This is a genomic window from Pseudocolwellia agarivorans, from assembly GCF_002000085.1.
Lineage (GTDB): Bacteria > Pseudomonadota > Gammaproteobacteria > Enterobacterales > Alteromonadaceae > Pseudocolwellia > Pseudocolwellia agarivorans.
Genome location: NZ_MUZU01000003.1, coordinates 120174 through 139542, shown reverse-complemented (window position 1 = coordinate 139542; position 19369 = coordinate 120174). Strand labels below are relative to the sequence as shown.

The window sequence follows — 19369 nt, the reverse complement described above, 5'->3', positions numbered from 1 at the left end:
ATTTAATGACTACCAAAGAATATGAAAGTTATTACGTACCATCGCAAAGTCATTGGCCAATAGTAGGCGCTATCGCGTTGTTTTTAATTGCCGTTGGTGCAGCTAATTATGTATCTACACTAAACTCTGAAGAAAGTAGGGGCGGGTACTTTTTACTTGCTGGTATTTGTTTAGTTGTTTATATGCTTTACGGATGGTTTAGTAATGTTATAAATGAATCTATGGCAGGTAAATATAGCCATCAAATGGATAATTCGTTTAGACAGGGCATGAGCTGGTTTATTTTTTCAGAAGTTATGTTTTTTGCAGCTTTTTTTGGTGCCTTGTTTTATGCCCGTACATTGTCGGTGCCATGGTTAGGCGGTGCAGGTAATAATGAAATGACAGGTGCAGTGTTATGGCCTGAATTTACGGCAGCATGGCCTTTGCTTAAAACACCAGGTGGAACTGAAACCACTCAAATGGGTTGGTATGGTTTACCATTAATTAATACGATTTTGTTATTAACTTCTTCAATTACGGCTCATTTTGCACATTCAGCATTAGAAAAAAACAACAGAAAAGGTATAAAAATTTGGTTAGGTTTAACCATTTTGTTAGGTGTAACTTTCTTGTTTTTTCAAGTACAAGAATATGCTCATGGTTATTCTGAAGAAATGAAGCTGTATATGACCAGTGGGATATATGGTTCAACGTTTTATTTACTAACGGGCTTTCATGGTATGCATGTAACCCTTGGTACTATTATGTTGATTGTAGTGTTTTTGAGAGTATTAAAAGGGCACTTTACATCAACTAACGCGTTCGCCTTTGAAGCGGCTAGCTGGTATTGGCATTTTGTTGATGTAGTTTGGGTAATGCTATTTGTGTTTGTATATATTTTATAAGTTTGATTGAGTTAAAACAAAGTACTTACTTGTTTCGAGTAGGTACTTTTTAGTAAGGCGTTGGGTTTGGGGTTATAAGGCCTGTCATAATGCCTATCAGCATTAAAATAACAATAAATGCTGAAATCATAACTCTACGACCTATAAATTTTGACATCGAAGGCTGATTAGGATCGTTTTTATTCATAATAAACAAAGCTCTAAAAAGGTTGTACACCATAAAAATTAAGCAACCAATGAGTATTATTTTAATGATCAATGCTAAATCTCCAGATCTTTTGCTGTAAGGAAGTAGTTGTTTGAAACATGTACTATCAAACATTCGTTTACCTTGGTTAATCTTTACCCTACTGGTTTTTTCTGCATTAGTAAAATTAGGGTTTTGGCAAAGTGCTAGAGCTATCGAAAAAGAAGAACGTTTACATAATATTGCTCAACTAAGCCAAACCACCGCTTTGTCTTTGTCAGAAATACAAAAGCTCCCGTTAACCAATATCAACGACTTTCCCATTAAACTTAAAGGTGAATTTGAAAAGGGCGTATTGTTTTTGTTAGACAATCAAACTAACAACGGGCAATTGGGTTATCGTGTTTATCAAATATTTAATGCGAATAATCAATCATTATTAGTGAATTTAGGTTGGATTGTAGGTTCAATCAATAGGAATGAATTACCTAATGTTAAAGCGATTACTGGTTCTTTTGAATTGAATGGGCATATACGTTTGATTGAAAAAGGAATACTGTTGATGGAGCAGCAATTTAGTAACGTGTCGTGGCCGTTAAGAATACAACAAGTTGAAATTGATAAATTGTCGCTTGTTGCCCAAAAAACACTTTTACCTTTTGTTGTTTATGTAAATGAAGATGAAAGTTTAGGGTATAAAAAAAATTGGCAGCCGATTGTTATGCCACCAGAGAAGCACAGGGCTTATGCGTTTCAGTGGTTTAGTTTAGCCATAGTATGGTTAATATTGATGTTTTGGGCTTCAATTAAATTTAATAAAGCTGATAAAACCGACAATAATAAAACAAAGAGTGAAAATAATAATACTAAGGATTTAGATGTATGAGTGAAACGCAAAAATCAAAATCTCGTCGTAATTTATTGATGGTCTTAGGGGCGTTTGTGCTGCCCATTGTTTTAGCCAAACTCGCCTTAACTCAAAACTGGCTAGATTATGGAGTTACTAATAAAGGGAAGTTAGTTGAAAGTGAGTTAACCTTAAAAGATATAGGTATCAATAATTCTGAACTTGATAATAAATGGCTGATTTTATATGTGTTACCTGATATTTGTAATGAGCAATGTGAACAAACACTACTGAGTGTAAATAATACTTTTATTGCGTTAGGGCGCGAAATGCCAAAAGTAAGAAACGTAGCCCTTTATAAATCACCTTTATTAGAAAAACAGTTAAGTCATTTAGAACCTTCAAAATGGTCCGTTATCTTATCGCCAAGCAATCCCCATTCTCTTATTCAGCAACAAAAAGTTTTAATTGTAGATCCTCTCGGCAATATTATTTTAGAGCACCAACCCCCTAAATTATTTGAACAACAAACACTGTTTGGAAAAAACATTCTGGCAGACATGAAAAAGTTATTAAAGTATTCAAAAATTGGTTAAACATTAAAGTGGTTAAATAAGAATTTAGTTAATTATTAAGAAGTGGATAACAGTGATGAGTCGTAACATTAAAAATATAAGAAAATTAGTGTTGGTTAGTATTTTATTAGCAATTGTAGTTGTTAGTTTAGGTGCATACACACGATTGACTCATGCAGGATTAGGTTGCCCAGATTGGCCTGGTTGCTATGGTTTTCATGACGTACCTCATACGAGTGAAGAAATTTTAAAAGCACAAGCGGCTTTTCCTGATAGAACCGTTGAGCCAGAAAAAGCATGGAATGAAATGATCCACCGATATTTTGCTGGTACTTTAGGATTACTGATACTCGTTATTACTTTTTTATCGATTAAAAATAGAGAAGTTGGTACACCTGTTTTTCTGCCCATATTGATACTTGGAGTTGTTATTTTTCAGGCCGCATTAGGTATGTGGACGGTTACAATGAAATTAATGCCTATTGTTGTAATGGGGCATTTACTTGGTGGATTAACGACTTTAAGTTTATTGTTTCTATTATATTTAAGACTTAAACGATTTCATGTACGTGAAGGTAATACTAGTTTAAGAAAATTTGCAAAATTTGGCTTTATTGGCATTGTTATATTAACAGGACAAATAGCGCTAGGCGGTTGGACATCTTCTAATTATGCGGCACTTGTTTGTACAGAGTTACCTATTTGCCAAGCAGGGTGGGAACAAGAGTTGACGTTTGAAAACTCGTTTGATCTTATTCCCCCAGAGCGTGACACCTATGAATTTGGTCATTTAAATCATGCTTCCAGACTCACTATTCACGTTATGCATCGCTTTGGCGCTATTGTAACGGCTATATATTTATTATGGCTTGTGTTTTCTGTTATGCGCAGGGCTTCTTCACAATTTTTTCAACAGGCATCTTTAGGGCTAATTACAGTTTTATTTTGTCAAATAGGGTTAGGTGTTAGTAACGTGTGGTTTTCGTTACCACTAGGAGTTGCTGTTGCCCATAATGTAGTGGCAGCATGTTTAATGCTAACTTTGATCCTTCTCACGTACGGCTTACAGCGCAAAATATAGAGGTTAATATGAATACAGCTACGACCGAGTTAAGTGCTAAAATTTCACATGCTACATGGCGTGACTATTATGATATTACTAAACCAAAAGTTGTCGCCTTACTTGTTTTAACTGCTTTGGTGGGAATGAGTTTGTCGGTTCCTGGTACTATTCCATGGCAATTATTGATCCCGTCAATGTTGGGTATAGGTTTGCTTTCTTCGGCCGCTGCAGCCATTAATCATATTGTTGATGAAAAAATAGATAGTGAAATGGGACGTACTTATAATAGGCCGTTACCCAATGGACGCTTAACATCAAAAAATGCCATTATTTTTGCTGTAAGTATGGCGGTCATCGGTTTTGTGGTTTTATATGGTTTGGTTAACCCGTTAACGGCTTGGCTTACTTTGTCGGGATTGGTTGGTTATAGCTTTATTTATACAATGTACCTAAAGCGTGCTACTCCGCAAAATATTACCATTGGTGGATTAGCCGGAGCAATACCTCCCTTGTTAGGTTGGACCGCTATGACAAATGAGATACATCCGCATGCTTTGCTATTGGTATTAATTGTTTTTACATGGACGCCACCACACTTTTGGGCGTTAGCGATTCATCGTAAAGACGAATACGCTAAAGTAAATATTCCCATGATGCCTGTAACTCATGGTGTAAACTTCACTAAAACTCAAATTTTACTTTATACCGTTTTGTTGTTTGTAGTGGGGTTATTACCTTATTTGGTTGGTATGTGTAATTGGTTGTACTTGATAGGGGCAGTATCTTTAAATTTCATTTTCTTTATGTACGCATGGAAACTTAAATTTAATGCCGATGAAAATACAGCAATGGATACGTTTAAGTTTTCTATCATACATTTAATGTTACTTTTTATTATTTTATTAGTAGATCATTACATGTTACCTATATCATAACCTTGATGATTTACTATAAAACATGATGAGAGCCACTTAAGTTATGACTAAAATTATATACGTTGTGATTGCATTAGCCGCCTTAACAACAGGTGTTTTATTATTTACTCAGCTGAACCAACAGAACCAGCCAGAACATGCTTTATTTTATGAACAAGCAAGAGAAATAAAACCATTTGTTATGACAGATCAAAACGGAAATAATTTTTCAAATGAAGAGTTAAAGGGCAAGTGGTCGTGGGTGTTTTTTGGTTATACTTCTTGTCCCGATGTTTGTCCAACAACATTACAAGAGCTAAATTTTGTTTACGATGATATGAAAAATATCGCCTCAAATACGCAAGTTATTTTAGTTTCTGTTGATCCGAAACGCGACACTACAGAAAAACTAGCGGGTTACATTAAATATTTTAATAAAGAATTTATTGCTCTAAATAGTGGGCATGACGTGCTCTTTCCATTCGCTCGTAACTTAGGTCTCATGTATGCCATGAATGACGGCGAACGAGCAGAAAACAACATGTACACAGTAGATCACAGTGCGTCGATTGTATTAATTAACCCTAATGGCAATATAGCTGCTATTTTCCAGCCTCATCAAGTGTTAGGAAGATTACCCACCGTTGAAGGTGATGACTTGGTAAGCGACTTCGCTAAAATAGTTAACCTGAGTGGCTTTAACGCGAATTAATTTATTCCTTTTTGAATTATTACAACGGATACCACGAACCATCGGTATTTAAAATAAACCAAGGTTGTGAAAACCAGTAGTATCTTTCAGGGTTATTAATACTTGGGGCTGTACAATTACTACGTACTCGGCCAATAGGTAATGGCCCTGAAAATTCAATACTGAACCGTTCTTGGCTTAGCCATTTTATCTTTTGTTTTCCTAACCCTGATACATAGCAATTTAAAGATTTTGGATAAAAATCTTTAGTTTGTACTTCAAAGTTCACACTACTTATGGTGTTGTAACGTGCAATCGTTTTTGTTTCACTTATTTTATTGTTAATGGTTTCATTAATAACCGATATGTTAAGAGGTAATGAATATAATTTATCTTTTAAGCTATCTAATTGATCGTAAGGTTGAGAAGCTGGAAAGCGTGGAATAATGGTTAAGTCAGTATGTAAACCTACAGCGCCAGATTGCTGAGTAAAGGCGGTAAACTGATTTTCTCTCAGCCATGTTTGCAGTTCTAATGTATATTCACCATATGGATAAGCGAAAAACCGCCATGTTTGGCCTGTGTGTTTTGCAATGAGTTTTTCAGCGAGTAGTAAATCTTGAGTTTGTTGTTCAAACCACTCATCTTTAGTCCTGTTTTTTGGCTTTCTTGCAAACGAATCATGAGTTAAACCATGGTTGGCTAAGGTGACTTGTTGATTAGGTAACTTAGCTAGTGCTGTAATTTGCGACCAAGAAAGATAATGATTGGCATTGTTACTAAGTAGTTTAGGGTTAATAAAAATAGTAAAAGGGAAACCAAACTTATCAAGTAAAGGCTTCGCTTGTAAGAGAATATCGTTGTAAGCATCATCAAAGGTTATGGCAACAGTTTTATCCGGTAAGGTTTGCTTGCTTTTAAGTGCGCTAACCAACTCAGGTAAAGGCACAACATTGAATTGATGATCGGTTAAGTATTGTAAATGGCGCTCAAATTGGTTTGGCGAAATAGAAGTGCTTTTAGGTGTTGTATCACTAACGTGATGATATTGTAAAATTACCGCAGCTTCACATGTTATAAGCAATGAAAATAATACTGAAGATATAAAAACAACGAATGTGAGTAGTTTTGTAAACATAATAATCTCAGCTGGTAAATAAGAGGAAAGGTGAAATACCTTTAAATTATATTACATATGAGAGGGACTTTTATATAAATAAACGTTACAGTTTATTTTCTTAGTGTGTCAAACCTACATAATCTAATTAAGGAATGAAAATGGAAGTAAAGCTAGCTGATAGTCATTCAGATTTATATGGCATTGCGGTTGTTTTACAACAGTTACGTACTCAATTTCCCGTTGCCTATATTAAAACGCAAATAACTGAACAGATGAAAGAAGGTTACCAAATTGCCTACATTGAGGAAGATAATGAAGTAGTTTGTGTAGCAGGGTTTAGATTTGGACAAAAACTCGCTTGGGGTAAGCACATTTATGTTGACGATCTTATTACCAACGAATATACACGCTCTAAATCTGCAGGAGCAACAATCGTTAAATGGCTGAAAGAACATGCTAAAGCGAATGGTTGTCAGCAATTACATATAGATTCAGGTGTGCAGCGCTACATGGCGCATAAATTTTATTTACGTGAAGGCTTTATTATTGCGAGTCATCATTTTTCTATGAGTCCGCTATAAGAAGTTTAGATTAAATGAATAAGTGTTAAGGTTTATTTCTTTGAAAGATGTTTAGCAACCTATTAGCAAACATTCCTATGTATCCATAAGCGGCGAATAATATGGCAGGTACTAAAAAGCACAGTCCTAGTATTTGCCAGTAATAATGAAAATAGTAACCAACAAAAATAAATAATGCGCCAATAGCAAAAAGGCCAAGCCCACGCATAAAAAATGACAAACTGCGTTGTGGGTTTCGGCCTAATTTTTCTAATAATCTATTCAATTAATTTTACTTAATAAACTAAAACTAATAGTGTTTAATAGTAAGAATGATCGCCACGTTCGTGTTCAGTCATATCTTTAACACCTTTAATTTCATCGCCCATCATATCAATTAACTGTTTTTCAATACCGTCTTTTACCGTTACATCAATTTGGCTACAGCCATTACAACCACCGCCAAACTGTAATACTGCATAACCGTCTTCGGTAATTTCCATTAATGTACATTCACCGCCGTGGCCGGCTAGTTGAGGATTAACCTCTGCTTTTAAAAAGTAATCAACACGTTCGAATAATGGAGCGTCGTCACCGACTTTGCGTAATTTTGCATTAGGTGCTTTTAACGTAAGCTGAGATCCCATTTGGTCGGTAGTAAAATCTATTTCGGCATCTTCTAGGAAAAGTTTGCTATCGCCATCTACGTAAGCAGAAAATTTTTCAAAAGGTATTTCAATATCTTCAGGCTCGATAGCATCAGCAGGACAATAAGACACACCACATTCAGCACTAGCAGTTCCAGGGTTTACAACAAATACACGAATACTTGTGCCTTCAGCTTGTTGTGATAATAGCTTAACAAAATGCTCTTGAGCGGTTTCAGAAATATTGATCATAACAGTGTTCTACTCTCTAGATATACGTTAACAAAAAAGGTAAAAAATACCCGAGTAAATTACTCAAGTATGTGTATTTTACTCTGCAAAGATGATTGGTGCTAGTGGTAGATTAAAATAAAAGCTCTAATTTAGTTTTTAGTTCTAGTTTCAAGGCTAATAGTTTGGTATTTTTATATAAACCGTTACCAATCAAGATGCGTATTTCAGAGTACTTGAGTGATATCAATTAAAGGCAATGCTTTGTAATACTCAACTCTATAAAATTCTCGTTGGATAGAAAACAACTTTATATACCTTCTATAAATATCACTTTAGGATGATTAGATGTCTTTTTTTCGAACCATTGTATTAATGTTCACCCTCTTTTTTGTTTATTTTTCTCAAGCAGCATCCGTAACCACCTATCTACCTGAAAATCATACATACAATAAAACAGTTCCTACTCCTAAGAGTATTATAGGTTTTGGTTTGGGCGACAGACATGTACGTTACGACCAACTACTAAACTATTTTGAAGCGCTAGATGATAGTTCTAATCGTTTAAAAATAACTTCTATGGGGCAAACGCATCAGCTACGAAATCAAATATTAGTGACTATTTCAAGCGAAAAAAATATTGAAAATCTTAACAATATTTTAAATTCACGTAATAATTTGTCGAGTAAAAACAGCGACGAGCCTCTTGTTATTTGGTTAGGTTATAGCGTACATGGCGATGAATTAAGCGGCGCTAATGCAGCTATGGTGGTAGCTTATTACTTGGCGGCAAGTGAAGACGAAAAGGTAAAAGCATGGTTAGATAATACGGTTATTGTGCTAGAGCCGAGCATAAATCCAGATGGAATGGATCGCTTTGTAAGTTGGGTAAGCGATAATAGAGGAACAGCTCCTAATGCTGATCCTAATCATATTGAACACCATCAAGATTGGAGAACAGGGCGATCAAATCATTTTGGTTTTGATTTAAATCGTGACTGGTTACCACTTTCGCAAATTGAAACACAAAATAGAATGGCGTTCTTTCAACGTTATCAGCCGCATGTTGTTGGCGATTTTCATGAAATGGTGTCAGACAACAGTTATTTTTTTCAGCCAGGAGTAGCTACACGTAATAATCCTTTAACGCCTAAAAATAATATTAAATTAACGCATTTACTCGCAACCTACCACGCTAAAGCTTTAGATAAAGAAAATCGTTTATATTTTAGTGAAGAAAATTTTGACGACTTCTATTATGGCAAAGGTTCTACTTATCCAGATATTAACGGTAGTGTGGGGGTTTTGTTCGAGCAAGCTACCAGTCGAGGTATGCAAGTTGACACCATTAATGGGTTGTTAACCTTCGAATATGGTATTAAAAACCATGTGTTAACGTCTTTATCAACAATAGAAGGCGCATGGAATAATAAAGAACAATTTATTGAGCATAGAAAAACATTTTACAAAAATGCTAAAAAGCAGGCGAAAAAAGAAAATTTTAGCGGATATATCATTACAGAGAAAAATGATCATTATCGTTTAAATGCGTTTTTAGACAAACTGAAGCAGCATAAAATAGAAGTATACGGCTTAGCAGAAAGCTTTAAATTTAAGTCTAAAGAGTTTAGCCCATCATATAGTTATTACATTCCTCTGGAACAGCCAAAATATAAAGTGATTAAAGCGTTATTCGATACGCCAAAAGAGTTTGAAGATAACACTTTTTATGATGTTTCTGGTTGGACATTACCCTTAGCGATGAATATTGAATATCATCAGGTTGATAGCACTTGGGGGCTAGAGTTAAGTAAAAACGCTTGGGATTTTAAAACAGAAGAACATCAAATTACTCAAGTTGAAAACGGCAATAACGCCTACGCTTATGCTTTTGAATGGCATCATTTTTTAGCGCCAAAGCTATTAAATCAATTACAGCAAAACAATATTAAAACCAAAGTAACCACGGAAAACTTTGCTATTAAAGTTGCAGGAAAAGAACGAGAATTTAAAGCTGGCACAATTATTATTCCTACCAACATTCAAACACAAACTTATTGGCAAAAACAGGCGATAAACATAGCTCAAGAAAACAATATTGAGCTTGTTGCCTTATCGTCTGGTTATACAAGCCAAGGTGTTGATTTTGGTAGTCCATCTTTAAAAACAACTCCCCCTGTTAAAGTGTTAATGATAGGGGGGAAAGGTGTTTCTGAATGGGAAGCTGCAGAAGTTAAATTTTATTTAGACGATACGCAACATATACCGCTTACTGTTGTTGAAAAAGATCGTTTAGGCGCTATCGATTTTAATACTTACACACATATTGTAATGGTAGATGGTAACTATCAATCTCTTAATCCAAGCGTTGTTATTAAGTTAGAAAGTTGGTTGAAATTAGGTGGCGTTGTATTTGCCCAAAAACATGCGGCTAAATGGTTGGCTGAAAAAGATATATTAAGAGCCTCTTTTGTAAGTAATAATCAGCTTCGTCAGTTATTTGATAGTTCTAGCTTAAATTATGAAGACAAAAGTGATTTGGCCGCTAGACAGCGCATTGCAGGGGCAATATACGAAACTCAACTCGATATAACGCATCCATTAGCCTTTGGGTTTTCTAAAAAAACATTACCTGTATTTAGAAATAACACCTTAATCATGGAGCCTCTACATTACCCATTTACTAATGTAGGCACATATTCATCTGAGCCCTTATTGAGTGGATATACCGATAAAAACTTAATTAAGCGAATTGCAAACACCTCTTCATTGGTTGCACATAATGTGGGAAGAGGGCGTGTTATTGCAACAACAGACAATTTAGCTTTTAGAGGTTACTGGTATGGTAGCGTTAAGTTATTAACTAATAGTATTTTCTTTGGCAAGGCGTTTCATGCACCTGCTACACGCTAAATTTAATTAAGCGTGTAGTGGTTTTAATCATCACTACACGTTATTTTCGGCTGATTAATTTAACGATTTAAATTCTAATCGGTTGCCGCTAGGTTCTCTGATCATCATATGCTTAGCTGGACCACCATTAGCAAGTTCAGGTGCAAACTCAATAACAATCGAGGGAACCCGTTTAAAACGCTGATATAATTCATCTAAATCTTTTGAGTTTTCAACTGATATTGCTAGGTGATGTAAACCAACATTATTTTTTCGATCAAAATTAATGGCTTTTTCAGGTGTAGTTGCTTGCCATAACGTAACAAACATTTTGCCATCGCTTACAAAACTTGCAGGGTAGCTTGTATCTTCCTTCTTTAAGTTCCAGCCTAAAGTCTCAACAAAAAAATGCGTTGAGGCTTTTAGGTCTTTTACCGTTAAACCCACATGATTAAAGCCAGCTGTTAAAATGGTGTTTTTGGCTGATAGATTGAAGCTGGTAAATAAAGCGATAAGTATGAGTAAAATAATATTGTTTTTCATAATGGCCTTGTTGTTAAAACATTGAAGATAAACAGACCTGAGAACAAGCATTTAAATTTTATCAATAAGTAAAAAACATGATCTCAACTGAGAAGCTTAATTAAAAGTTATGATAGTTTTATATTGTGTCAGGTAATGCAATAGTAACACTGAGAACACTTACCGTTTGTACACCATGCTTTTTGAGTAAAATTGAAATTTCATTAACCGTTGTTCCTGTTGTTACAACATCATCAATTAATATGACATGCTTAGGTAACTTTATGGTATCGAGTTTTATATCGAACGCATTTTTCATGTTATTGCGTCGTTGGCTTCCCGATTTACCTACTTGGCTTTCCGTTTCCAATATTCGACTAATAATATTGTGCTGATAGTTAATACCGCTGTAATTGGCGAATTTTTTGGCAATTAAATGCGCTTGATTATAACCACGGTATTGCCATTTTGTGATGTATAAGGGCACAGATAATATAAGCTCTGGTTGCTCCGTTTGATCAAGTGTATTGGCGCTCTCTACGCCTTTTTTCCAACTTTCGTAAAGTAACTTACCTAATAAATCGGCAAGCTCAAATCGACCTTTATATTTTAATGACGATATCCATTGTGTGTAAGGCCAAGTATGTGGAGATAAACTGTGCAGGTGATCGAATGATTGTTTAGGAATTATTTTATTAATGGCTGGCCAATTAAGTAAATCAGCAGAAATAAGTTGATAATTAAACTTAGGTAAATCACGTAAGCAAAATTGGCAAAGTAGAGGATGTTCCTCACATTGGTTACCACATAAGTCGCATGACGATAGCGCAAGCTTTGATGCGTGAATAAGTTGTTTAATTTTATCAAAAAAACTAAACGCGCCATGCTTAATATTTACAGCATCAAATTCCATTTTTAATACCCTTCAAGTAAACTTAATTCCATTGTTAATCAGTATAGAAATAAAATGAGTAATTCGCTAATTACGAAAAAATATATATCAAATAATCACAGCAATCGAGAACAAAAGACACCTTTAGTTTTGATTCATGGTTGGGGGCTTAACTCTGCTGTTTGGGAACCGACTATTCAAAAGTTACATCAACATATTGATATTATTACTGTTGATTTACCTGGCTTTGGTTTAAATATAAATAAACCATTAGCAGATTATTCGTTAATCAATGTTGTTAACGAAATTCAGTCGGCTATTAATACTCCTGCGATATATTTAGGTTGGTCTTTAGGTGGCTTAGTTGCCACACAATTAGCTTATAGTTTTCCTGAAAAAGTGGTTGCTTGCGTTACTGTGGCAAGCTCTCCTTGCTTTTTAAATAAATCTGATGAAGAACCGATATGGCCAGGTATATTACCTAACGTGTTGAAAATGTTTTATCAGCAACTGGCGCAAAACACACAAAAAACTCTTGAAGGTTTTTTAAAAATTCAAGCCATGGGTAGCCCTCATGTTAGGCAAGACATAAAAACTATTCGTGACTTAGTGATGCAACACTCGCTACCTACAGAGCAAACGTTAGCTGATTCGTTACAATTATTAGAAACCGTTGATTTACGCGAGCAGTTATCATCGCTAAAAATGCCTTTTTTACGACTATATGGAAAGCTCGATAGTTTGGTGCCTAAATCGGCAATCGAACCCATTGATGCTTTATTGCCTCATAGTCAAAAACATATTTTTCCTAAAGCATCGCACGCACCCTTTATTTCACACCCTGAAGAGTTTAATGAGGTGCTTTTAGAATGGTTGGGACAGTTGTAATACATAAAAATAGTTTAATATTTTTTGGTTAAAGGCATTAACTGTTGCGTTACTTATTTGATAATTAGAACAGCGAGTTAGTTAAATAAACGCCTGTATTTGATGATTTACCCTTGTATAAAGGGGGACAGAACAATAATGAAACGGGTTTAATTCATTTACTTTTTAGCATATATGGTCAATAATTAAACATTAGCTTATATGTTTGTTTTGAGTGTTTTACACTCATGTTGTACGAAGGAGATAACCGTGGAAATTCAATCTGCATTTAACAGTGGGATACAAGGTTTTCAAAAAGCGACTGAAGACGCCAATAAAGCCGCGTCTGATATAGTATCGAGTACTGTTCTTGATCAACAGGCTGCTACTGAAAGCCAACAAGCTATTCAACCTAGCACTCAATCTAACTCGCAACAAAGCACTGAGGCTCAACCTAATTTAACGCAATCAATTGTTAATTTAAAAGTAGCTGAATACCAAGCGAAAGGTTCTGCTGAAGTTATAAAAACAGCAGATGAAGCATTAGGCACGCTATTAGACGTTCGAGTATAAAATGAACATTACGCCGCATATTCAAAACTTACCTGTTGCTACAGCGGTTAATCCGCCAACAGATAACTTGCGCCGTGAAAATGTTCAGCGACCTATCATTACTGCCCCTACAGCAACGAGTGGATCACCGGCAGAAAAAAGTACAGCAGAGAAAGAAAAAGCCTCAGGTCAAACGGGTGACCAATTTAATTTTGCTGAATTACAAAAATCAGCTGAAAAAAATGCTAGCCAAATAAATGGTAATGCAGAACAAGAACATCAAGAAAATAATGAGCATCAGCAAGGTGCTCAAGAAAGTGATAAAAAGAATACAGAAGGTGAAAGTGCAGAAAACACATCTCCTGAGCCTAATAATTTAGAGGCATTTCAGCACGAAAAAGAAATTCAGCAACTTAAACAACGTGATCAAGAAGTACGTTCGCACGAGCTCGCTCATGCTTCTGTTGGTGGAGCATCTACTGGTGCACCGTCGTATGAATTTCAAGTAGGACCTGATGGTAAAAAATATGCTGTAAACGGTGAAGTGTCTGTTGATTTATCTCCCGTTGAGGGAAATCCTCAAGCGACTATAGCTAAAATGCAGAAGGTACATGCAGCAGCTTTAGCGCCAGCAAATCCTTCGGTTCAAGATACTAAAGTCGCAGCGAAAGCCGCAGAGTTAATTACTCAAGCGCAAAGCGATTTAATTGCTTTAGGTTTAGAGTTTTCTGAAAGTGAAAATCAAGCAAGTGTATCGGCTCCTTATAACGATGCTAGCGAAGTGTTTAATAAAGAAAAAAGCACTAATGTACAAAGCAAGTCGTTTGACGAGCAAATAAATCAAACATTAAAAGCACAAGAGGAAATAGCTCCGTCAATTTCTAATGACGTAAAAGCAAGGTCTCAACGCATTGAAGGGTTTTATTCAGGAATAACGCAAGCTTACGAGAAACAAAGTTCGTATCAATTCGAATTAACTGCTTAGTTATTATTTATAAAAAGAAACCCGCTATTTAGCGGGTTTCTTATTAGAAGTTCCGGTTAGTTATAAAAAGCTAAATACCGTAGTTTTCTCTGTATAGCTTAATACTATTTAAACTATCGATTAGGCTTGGGTCTTGGTCGACTTTTTCTTCTAAATAACTAATTAAATCGGCTAACGTTACAATAGAGATTACCTTTGTACCAAAGTCTCGTTCAACTTCTTGAATAGCAGATAACTCACCTTGGCCTTTTTCTTGGCGGTCTAACGCAATAAGTACACCTGATAATTCAGCGCCATGATCTTTAATAATTTCCATTGATTCACGAATAGCGGTACCTGCCGTAATTACATCATCAACTAACATTATTTTACCTTCAAGTGGAGAACCCACTAAAGAGCCGCCTTCGCCATGTGTTTTAGCTTCTTTACGGTTAAAACAATAAGGTAAGTCCATATTATGATGATCGGCTAATGCTACTGCTGTAGTTGTCGCAATAGGAATACCTTTGTAAGCAGGGCCAAAGAGTAAATCAAACTCAATGGTTGAATCAGTTAATGCCGAAGCATAATAACGACCTAGTTTAGCTAAATCGCCACCTGTGTTAAACAAACCGGCATTAAAAAAATAAGGGCTAGTACGGCCAGACTTTAAAGTAAATTCACCAAAGCGTAATACATTTTTAGCTAAAGCAAATTCGATAAATTCGCGTTGATAGTTTTTCATGAATATCGTGTCCTAATTAATTTAAAGCGGCTTTTTGTGCGTCAAATAATTCGTTAATGCCTGCTTTAGCAAGTGCTAGCATTTCTTGTAACTCATCAAAGCTAAACGGCTCTTCTTCTGCAGTACCTTGTACTTCAATTAGCTTACCTGTATCTGTCATTACCACATTTAAATCCGTTTCAGCGGCTGAATCTTCTGGGTAATCTAAATCGGCTACAGCTTCGCCTTTATAAATACCAACTGATACAGCGGCAATCATATGTTTTAACGGATTTGTTTTAATAATGTCTTTAGCGCGCATGTAGTTAAGGGCATCAACTAATGCCACACAAGCACCTGTAATTGATGCCGTACGTGTACCACCATCAGCCTGAATAACATCACAGTCAATACTAATTGTATTTTCACCTAAGGCTTTTAAATCAATCGCTGCGCGTAATGAACGAGCGATTAAGCGAGAAATTTCTAACGTGCGACCACTTTGCTTACCGTTTGCAGCTTCCCTTCTCATACGTGTATGCGTTGAACGAGGTAACATGCCGTATTCTGCAGTAACCCAACCTTTACCTTGGCCTTTTAAAAAGCGAGGAACACCTACTTCAACTGAGGCAGTACAAATAACTTTAGTATCGCCAAACTCAATTAACACTGAGCCTTCAGCATGAGTAGTAAATTGACGAGTAATGGTAACAGGACGAATTTGCCCTAGAGTTCTGCCGCTTGGACGCATGTTTAAATTCCTAACATTAAATAATTGCTGGGCATTATAATCGTTCAATCAGAATTTTGACATAATGACGGTTAAGTATTTTAAAATATAGCGTTAAATTTTCATGTAGATGATATTGAGGTGTTTAATTTTTTTAAGGCAAAATTAACACTAAATTGTGATACTTTTGTTAAGACTTAACGATTTTAATAGTTCACAATTTACTCATATAATCCTATAAATTGAGTCTGTTATGAAAAATAAATTAATACCATCTATTGTTATTGGCTTAGTTGTTTCCGCCTGTGGCGGCGGGGGAGATTCGGCTCCTAGTGCTACCCCAACGCCTCCCCCAGCAAAACCACCTGTTGTAACACCTCCACCAGCGCCTACCACTTATACGGGAGTTTTTATTGATTCCGCCGTAGAAGGGTTAACATACAAAACAGAAACTCAAGAAGGAAGAACTAACGACAAAGGCGAGTTTATTTATCAACTTGGTGAAATGGTTACTTTCTCTATTGGTGGTATTAGCTTTCCGCCCGTTGCAGTAAAAGCACAATTAACACCTTTAGATATATTTAATACTCAAGACTTGTCTGATCAAGGTGTAGTAAACATGCTGAGATTACTGCAATCGTTAGATGAAGATGGTATGCCTGAAAATGGTATTAAAATTATTGAGTTAGCACATACATTAGCTGAAAATGTAACAGTAAATTTTACAGATAACAATTTTACCTCTTTGATTGATGCAGCGTTAGCCTCATACACAGGTATCAACAATAGTTTAATAAGTGCAGAAAGCGCCGTACTGCACTTTAGTAATACATTAATGTTAAATAAGCCAACGCCATCTGGCTGTGGTAACGACCACGCAAAAGTAGGTTACACAGGTACTTTTAGCACCTTTGCTCACAATGTTTCAGGCACTGTAACTATTCTTGATAATTGTACTTTGCAAATTGAAAACTTTAATTATGATGCCAGTGCTCCTATTGTGTACTTTTATGGTGATACAAGTAGCAACTTTTTATCAGATAATGCGTTTACAATCGGTGGAATTTTACGAGATGACAGTGTTGCATATGAAAATGAAAGTATCACATTAAAATTACCTAACAATAAAACATTAGATGATCTTGAATACCTTAGCGTGTGGTGTATTGACTTCAACGCTAACTTTGGTGATTTACAATTTCAAGCGCCGTAAATACGGTACATTAACAAGGTAGATACTAGCAGCATCTACCTTGTTCGGGCATAATTATACAAAATACTTTATTAGGTTAAATTATGATCCACAGCATGACCGCATTTTCACGCGTAGAAGTAAAAGGTGATTGGGGCAACGCCGTTTGGGAAATTCGTAGCGTAAATCAACGATTCTTAGAAACGTACTTTAGACTGCCCGAGCAATTTCGTAGTATTGAACCCGTATTAAGAGAACGTTTTAGAAAACAGCTTAATCGCGGAAAAGTTGAATGTAACCTGCGCTTTAACGCCAACGCATCAGAAAAAAACAACCTAACATTAAACAAAGACCTTGCCCTGCAATTAATTGAACATGCTGGCTGGGTTAACGAACAAACGCTAAATAGCCAACTTAACCCTGTTGATATAATGCGCTGGCCAGGTGTAATGGAAGCTGAAGAAGCTGACATGAGTAAAATTCAAACGGAAATACTCGCAGGTTTTGATCAAGCGCTTACCGACTTTATTGCGGCAAGAGCAAGTGAAGGCGAAAACATGAAAGTGCTTATTGAACAGCGCTTAGATGGAATAACGGCTGAAGCTGAAAAAGTTAAAACCTTCATGCCTGAAATTATTGAATGGCAACGCAATCGCATAATCGACAAATTTACCAGCGCTAAAATAGAACTAGAATCTACCCGAGTAGAACAAGAACTTGTACTGCTTGCACAAAAAATGGATGTAGACGAAGAAATAGATCGCCTATACAGCCACGTAAAAGAAACCAAAAGTATCCTTAAAAAGGGTGGCGCTCAAGGTCGTCGTTTAGACTTTATGATGCAAGAGTTTAATCGCGAAGCTAATACCTTAGGTTCTAAATCTATCAACTCAGACATTACCAATTCAGCTGTTGAATTGAAGGTGTTGATTGAGCAAATGAGAGAGCAAATTCAGAATATAGAATAGTGTTGTGTAGAGTCGGATTGGTGTTTTAAATTGTTATTTATTAGTGTCTTATGTCTTTTGTTAATAACATAGTAAATTTTATGTTGCGTGATATTGCATTTTTTAGTGTACAGATAAGTGTTTTTTTTATTGTTTTTTTTGATAGTTCTATTTGTTTATCCTAAGCATTTTATGGTTGATTAATTTCTCAGTTCAGTTGCTAATTTTATAGGGGGAGTTTTAATTTGTACTTATAAAAGTTCTCATGCATCATTTTTATGCGCAATAAAGTGTACTGATTTTACTTTTTATGCGCATAAAAGTGTATTTTCTTTAAGTGATGAATTGAGAATGAAAATGAAACGATTAGTGTTAAATAAGCTGCCACTTGGAAAAATCAAAATTCAAGAAAACCTGTTTTATTAGATGGATCAAGATAAACAGCGAAATCAACGTTTTAACTATAAAGGGTATATCGCAGAAAATTTTGTTCAAAATGAATTAGTCGCTCAGTTTGATAGCTCTACTTACTCTTGGGAATATGCTCGTAGCGAAATTGATTCTTCCAATGGCAAAATTTCCAGTTACGGAATAGATATAAAGTAACCTAAAGTAAATAATGATTTACTTTAGGTATGTTCAAATAGTTTAGTTAATCAAAAGCTAAATATAGTTTACTTATAGGTCTTAAATCAGCATATCCATACCAAAAGTCAACCACTGTTGACTTTTGGTTTTTTTTTGATTAATTTGTATTTAAAAGTAATCTAAAGTTAACTTATGGTGTTCTATGTCAGTAAAGAAAACATTAGGTCGAGTCGTTAAAAGTACTAACATGCCAGATTTAACAAAAAATTTTTCACCTGAACAATTAGCTGACGCGATTACAGCTAAGCGCACAGGTATGAAGCTGACATTGGTTGATGTATCTGAAGCTCTTTCACTCTCAAAGCCTACTTTGATAAAAATTGAAAAGGGTGATATCAACGTTAAACTCGTCAATATACTTAAAGTGATGGAATATCTTGGTTTGTCATTCAGTATTATCTCCGATGAACTCATCAAAAATAAAAGTACAATTGGAGTGAGTGATGACGATTGGTACTAATGTAAATAATTTGTATGTGTTTATAGGGCTTCATAAAAAAATTGCTACAATTAGTATTCCTGTGGGCTCAGACACTGATATATCATTAACTTATGAACCTGAATGGGTTGAAGAAGGCTTTGCAATATCCCTTACCTTCCAGTAGATGGTAACTTTGATCATCGAGCCGTTAGAAATTATTTACAAAACTTATTACCTGAAGGTAAAGGGTTTGAAGAAATCACCAGTAATACTATTATTTCTAAAAATAATACATT

The 19369-nt window shown here is 35.5% G+C and carries 23 protein-coding genes and 1 pseudogene; 17 read left to right on the top strand and 7 right to left on the bottom strand.

Features of this window, described 5'->3' with window-relative positions; all coding sequences use genetic code 11:
• Nucleotides 1-5 precede the first annotated feature (5 nt).
• Nucleotides 6-887, top strand: a complete 882-nt coding sequence (locus B0X80_RS06310) for a cytochrome c oxidase subunit 3 (protein ID WP_077338996.1) — start codon at nucleotides 6-8, stop codon at nucleotides 885-887.
• 49 nt (nucleotides 888-936) lie between these two features.
• Here the strand turns inward: B0X80_RS06310 and B0X80_RS06305 are convergent, their stop codons facing one another.
• On the bottom strand, nucleotides 937-1209 hold the full coding sequence (locus B0X80_RS06305) for a DUF2909 domain-containing protein (RefSeq protein ID WP_425439691.1): 273 nt from the start codon (nucleotides 1207-1209) through the stop codon (nucleotides 937-939).
• Here B0X80_RS06305 and B0X80_RS06300 point away from each other — a divergent pair.
• Genes B0X80_RS06300 through B0X80_RS06280 form a run of 5 tightly spaced genes read left to right on the top strand, consistent with a single transcriptional unit; the run spans nucleotide 1187 to nucleotide 5185 of the window.
• Nucleotides 1187-1960, top strand: coding sequence for an SURF1 family protein (locus B0X80_RS06300; RefSeq protein ID WP_077338995.1), 774 nt, complete (start codon nucleotides 1187-1189; stop codon nucleotides 1958-1960). The genes B0X80_RS06305 and B0X80_RS06300 overlap by 23 nt on opposite strands.
• The gene (locus tag B0X80_RS06295; protein WP_077338994.1) at nucleotides 1957-2517 is read left to right on the top strand and encodes a hypothetical protein; all 561 of its coding nucleotides are present in this window, start codon (nucleotides 1957-1959) and stop codon (nucleotides 2515-2517) included. The genes B0X80_RS06300 and B0X80_RS06295 overlap by 4 nt, the downstream gene beginning before the upstream one ends.
• 55 nt (nucleotides 2518-2572) lie before the next feature.
• Complete coding sequence (locus B0X80_RS06290; protein WP_245825406.1) at nucleotides 2573-3577, top strand: COX15/CtaA family protein; 1005 nt, start codon at nucleotides 2573-2575, stop codon at nucleotides 3575-3577.
• Between the two features lie 8 nt (nucleotides 3578-3585).
• Nucleotides 3586-4494 (top strand): heme o synthase, encoded by a 909-nt coding sequence (gene cyoE, locus B0X80_RS06285; RefSeq protein ID WP_076417685.1) that lies wholly within the window; start codon nucleotides 3586-3588, stop codon nucleotides 4492-4494.
• 43 nt (nucleotides 4495-4537) lie between these two features.
• Nucleotides 4538-5185 carry an SCO family protein gene (locus tag B0X80_RS06280; RefSeq protein ID WP_076417686.1) on the top strand — a complete coding sequence of 216 codons (648 nt, stop codon included), beginning with the start codon at nucleotides 4538-4540 and terminating at the stop codon, nucleotides 5183-5185.
• 19 nt (nucleotides 5186-5204) lie between these two features.
• Here the strand turns inward: B0X80_RS06280 and B0X80_RS06275 are convergent, their stop codons facing one another.
• Entirely contained in the window at nucleotides 5205-6302 is a 1098-nt protein-coding gene (locus B0X80_RS06275; RefSeq protein WP_077338993.1) for a polysaccharide deacetylase family protein, read from the bottom strand.
• Between the two features lie 140 nt (nucleotides 6303-6442).
• Here B0X80_RS06275 and B0X80_RS06270 point away from each other — a divergent pair, with 140 nt between their 5' ends.
• Entirely contained in the window at nucleotides 6443-6865 is a 423-nt protein-coding gene (locus tag B0X80_RS06270; protein WP_077338992.1) for a GNAT family N-acetyltransferase, read from the top strand.
• 299 nt (nucleotides 6866-7164) lie between these two features.
• Here the strand turns inward: B0X80_RS06270 and nfuA are convergent, their stop codons facing one another.
• Nucleotides 7165-7743: a Fe-S biogenesis protein NfuA gene (gene nfuA / locus B0X80_RS06260; RefSeq protein WP_077338991.1), complete on the bottom strand. Its 579-nt coding sequence runs from the start codon at nucleotides 7741-7743 to the stop codon at nucleotides 7165-7167.
• Nucleotides 7744-8070: 327 nt separating this feature from the next.
• Here nfuA and B0X80_RS06255 point away from each other — a divergent pair, with 327 nt between their 5' ends.
• Nucleotides 8071-10635, top strand: coding sequence for a M14 family zinc carboxypeptidase (locus B0X80_RS06255; RefSeq protein WP_077338990.1), 2565 nt, complete (start codon nucleotides 8071-8073; stop codon nucleotides 10633-10635).
• A 54-nt stretch (nucleotides 10636-10689) separates the two neighbouring features.
• Here the strand turns inward: B0X80_RS06255 and B0X80_RS06250 are convergent, their stop codons facing one another.
• Together B0X80_RS06250 and B0X80_RS06245 are read right to left on the bottom strand one after the other, a co-directional pair.
• On the bottom strand, nucleotides 10690-11157 hold the full coding sequence (locus tag B0X80_RS06250; protein ID WP_077338989.1) for a VOC family protein: 468 nt from the start codon (nucleotides 11155-11157) through the stop codon (nucleotides 10690-10692).
• A gap of 118 nt (nucleotides 11158-11275) precedes the next feature.
• Nucleotides 11276-12049, bottom strand: a complete 774-nt coding sequence (locus tag B0X80_RS06245; protein WP_077338988.1) for a ComF family protein — start codon at nucleotides 12047-12049, stop codon at nucleotides 11276-11278.
• Nucleotides 12050-12103: 54 nt separating this feature from the next.
• Between B0X80_RS06245 and bioH the strand changes: the two genes are divergently transcribed.
• The 3 genes from bioH (at nucleotide 12104) to B0X80_RS06230 (ending at nucleotide 14432) form a co-directional block, all read left to right on the top strand.
• Nucleotides 12104-12916, top strand: coding sequence for a pimeloyl-ACP methyl ester esterase BioH (gene bioH, locus B0X80_RS06240; RefSeq protein WP_077338987.1), 813 nt, complete (start codon nucleotides 12104-12106; stop codon nucleotides 12914-12916).
• A 249-nt stretch (nucleotides 12917-13165) separates the two neighbouring features.
• On the top strand, nucleotides 13166-13468 hold the full coding sequence (locus B0X80_RS06235; RefSeq protein WP_077338986.1) for a hypothetical protein: 303 nt from the start codon (nucleotides 13166-13168) through the stop codon (nucleotides 13466-13468).
• Between the two features lies 1 nt (nucleotide 13469).
• Nucleotides 13470-14432: a putative metalloprotease CJM1_0395 family protein gene (locus tag B0X80_RS06230; RefSeq protein ID WP_077338985.1), complete on the top strand. Its 963-nt coding sequence runs from the start codon at nucleotides 13470-13472 to the stop codon at nucleotides 14430-14432.
• A 70-nt stretch (nucleotides 14433-14502) separates the two neighbouring features.
• On the opposite strand, the gene pyrE is transcribed toward B0X80_RS06230, so the two are convergent.
• Both pyrE and rph read right to left on the bottom strand, forming a co-directional pair.
• Complete coding sequence (gene pyrE, locus B0X80_RS06225) at nucleotides 14503-15156, bottom strand: orotate phosphoribosyltransferase (protein WP_077338984.1); 654 nt, start codon at nucleotides 15154-15156, stop codon at nucleotides 14503-14505.
• Nucleotides 15157-15172: 16 nt separating this feature from the next.
• Nucleotides 15173-15886 (bottom strand): ribonuclease PH, encoded by a 714-nt coding sequence (rph, locus tag B0X80_RS06220; RefSeq protein ID WP_076417697.1) that lies wholly within the window; start codon nucleotides 15884-15886, stop codon nucleotides 15173-15175.
• 232 nt (nucleotides 15887-16118) lie between these two features.
• Here rph and B0X80_RS06215 point away from each other — a divergent pair, with 232 nt between their 5' ends.
• The 6 genes and pseudogenes from B0X80_RS06215 to B0X80_RS20545 form a co-directional block, all read left to right on the top strand.
• Entirely contained in the window at nucleotides 16119-17078 is a 960-nt protein-coding gene (locus tag B0X80_RS06215) for a DM13 domain-containing protein (protein ID WP_077338983.1), read from the top strand.
• An 83-nt stretch (nucleotides 17079-17161) separates the two neighbouring features.
• Complete coding sequence (locus B0X80_RS06210; protein WP_077338982.1) at nucleotides 17162-18025, top strand: YicC/YloC family endoribonuclease; 864 nt, start codon at nucleotides 17162-17164, stop codon at nucleotides 18023-18025.
• Between the two features lie 405 nt (nucleotides 18026-18430).
• The gene (locus B0X80_RS06205) at nucleotides 18431-18610 is read left to right on the top strand and encodes a hypothetical protein (RefSeq protein ID WP_077338981.1); all 180 of its coding nucleotides are present in this window, start codon (nucleotides 18431-18433) and stop codon (nucleotides 18608-18610) included.
• Between the two features lie 184 nt (nucleotides 18611-18794).
• Nucleotides 18795-19112 (top strand): helix-turn-helix domain-containing protein, encoded by a 318-nt coding sequence (locus B0X80_RS06200; RefSeq protein ID WP_077338980.1) that lies wholly within the window; start codon nucleotides 18795-18797, stop codon nucleotides 19110-19112.
• The gene (locus B0X80_RS20550; protein WP_245825405.1) at nucleotides 19096-19257 is read left to right on the top strand and encodes a hypothetical protein; all 162 of its coding nucleotides are present in this window, start codon (nucleotides 19096-19098) and stop codon (nucleotides 19255-19257) included. The genes B0X80_RS06200 and B0X80_RS20550 overlap by 17 nt, the downstream gene beginning before the upstream one ends.
• Nucleotides 19239-19358: pseudogene (locus tag B0X80_RS20545) on the top strand (hypothetical protein); the annotation flags it as partial. The gene B0X80_RS20550 and the pseudogene B0X80_RS20545, both read left to right, overlap by 19 nt.
• Between the last annotated feature and the right edge of the window lie 11 nt (nucleotides 19359-19369).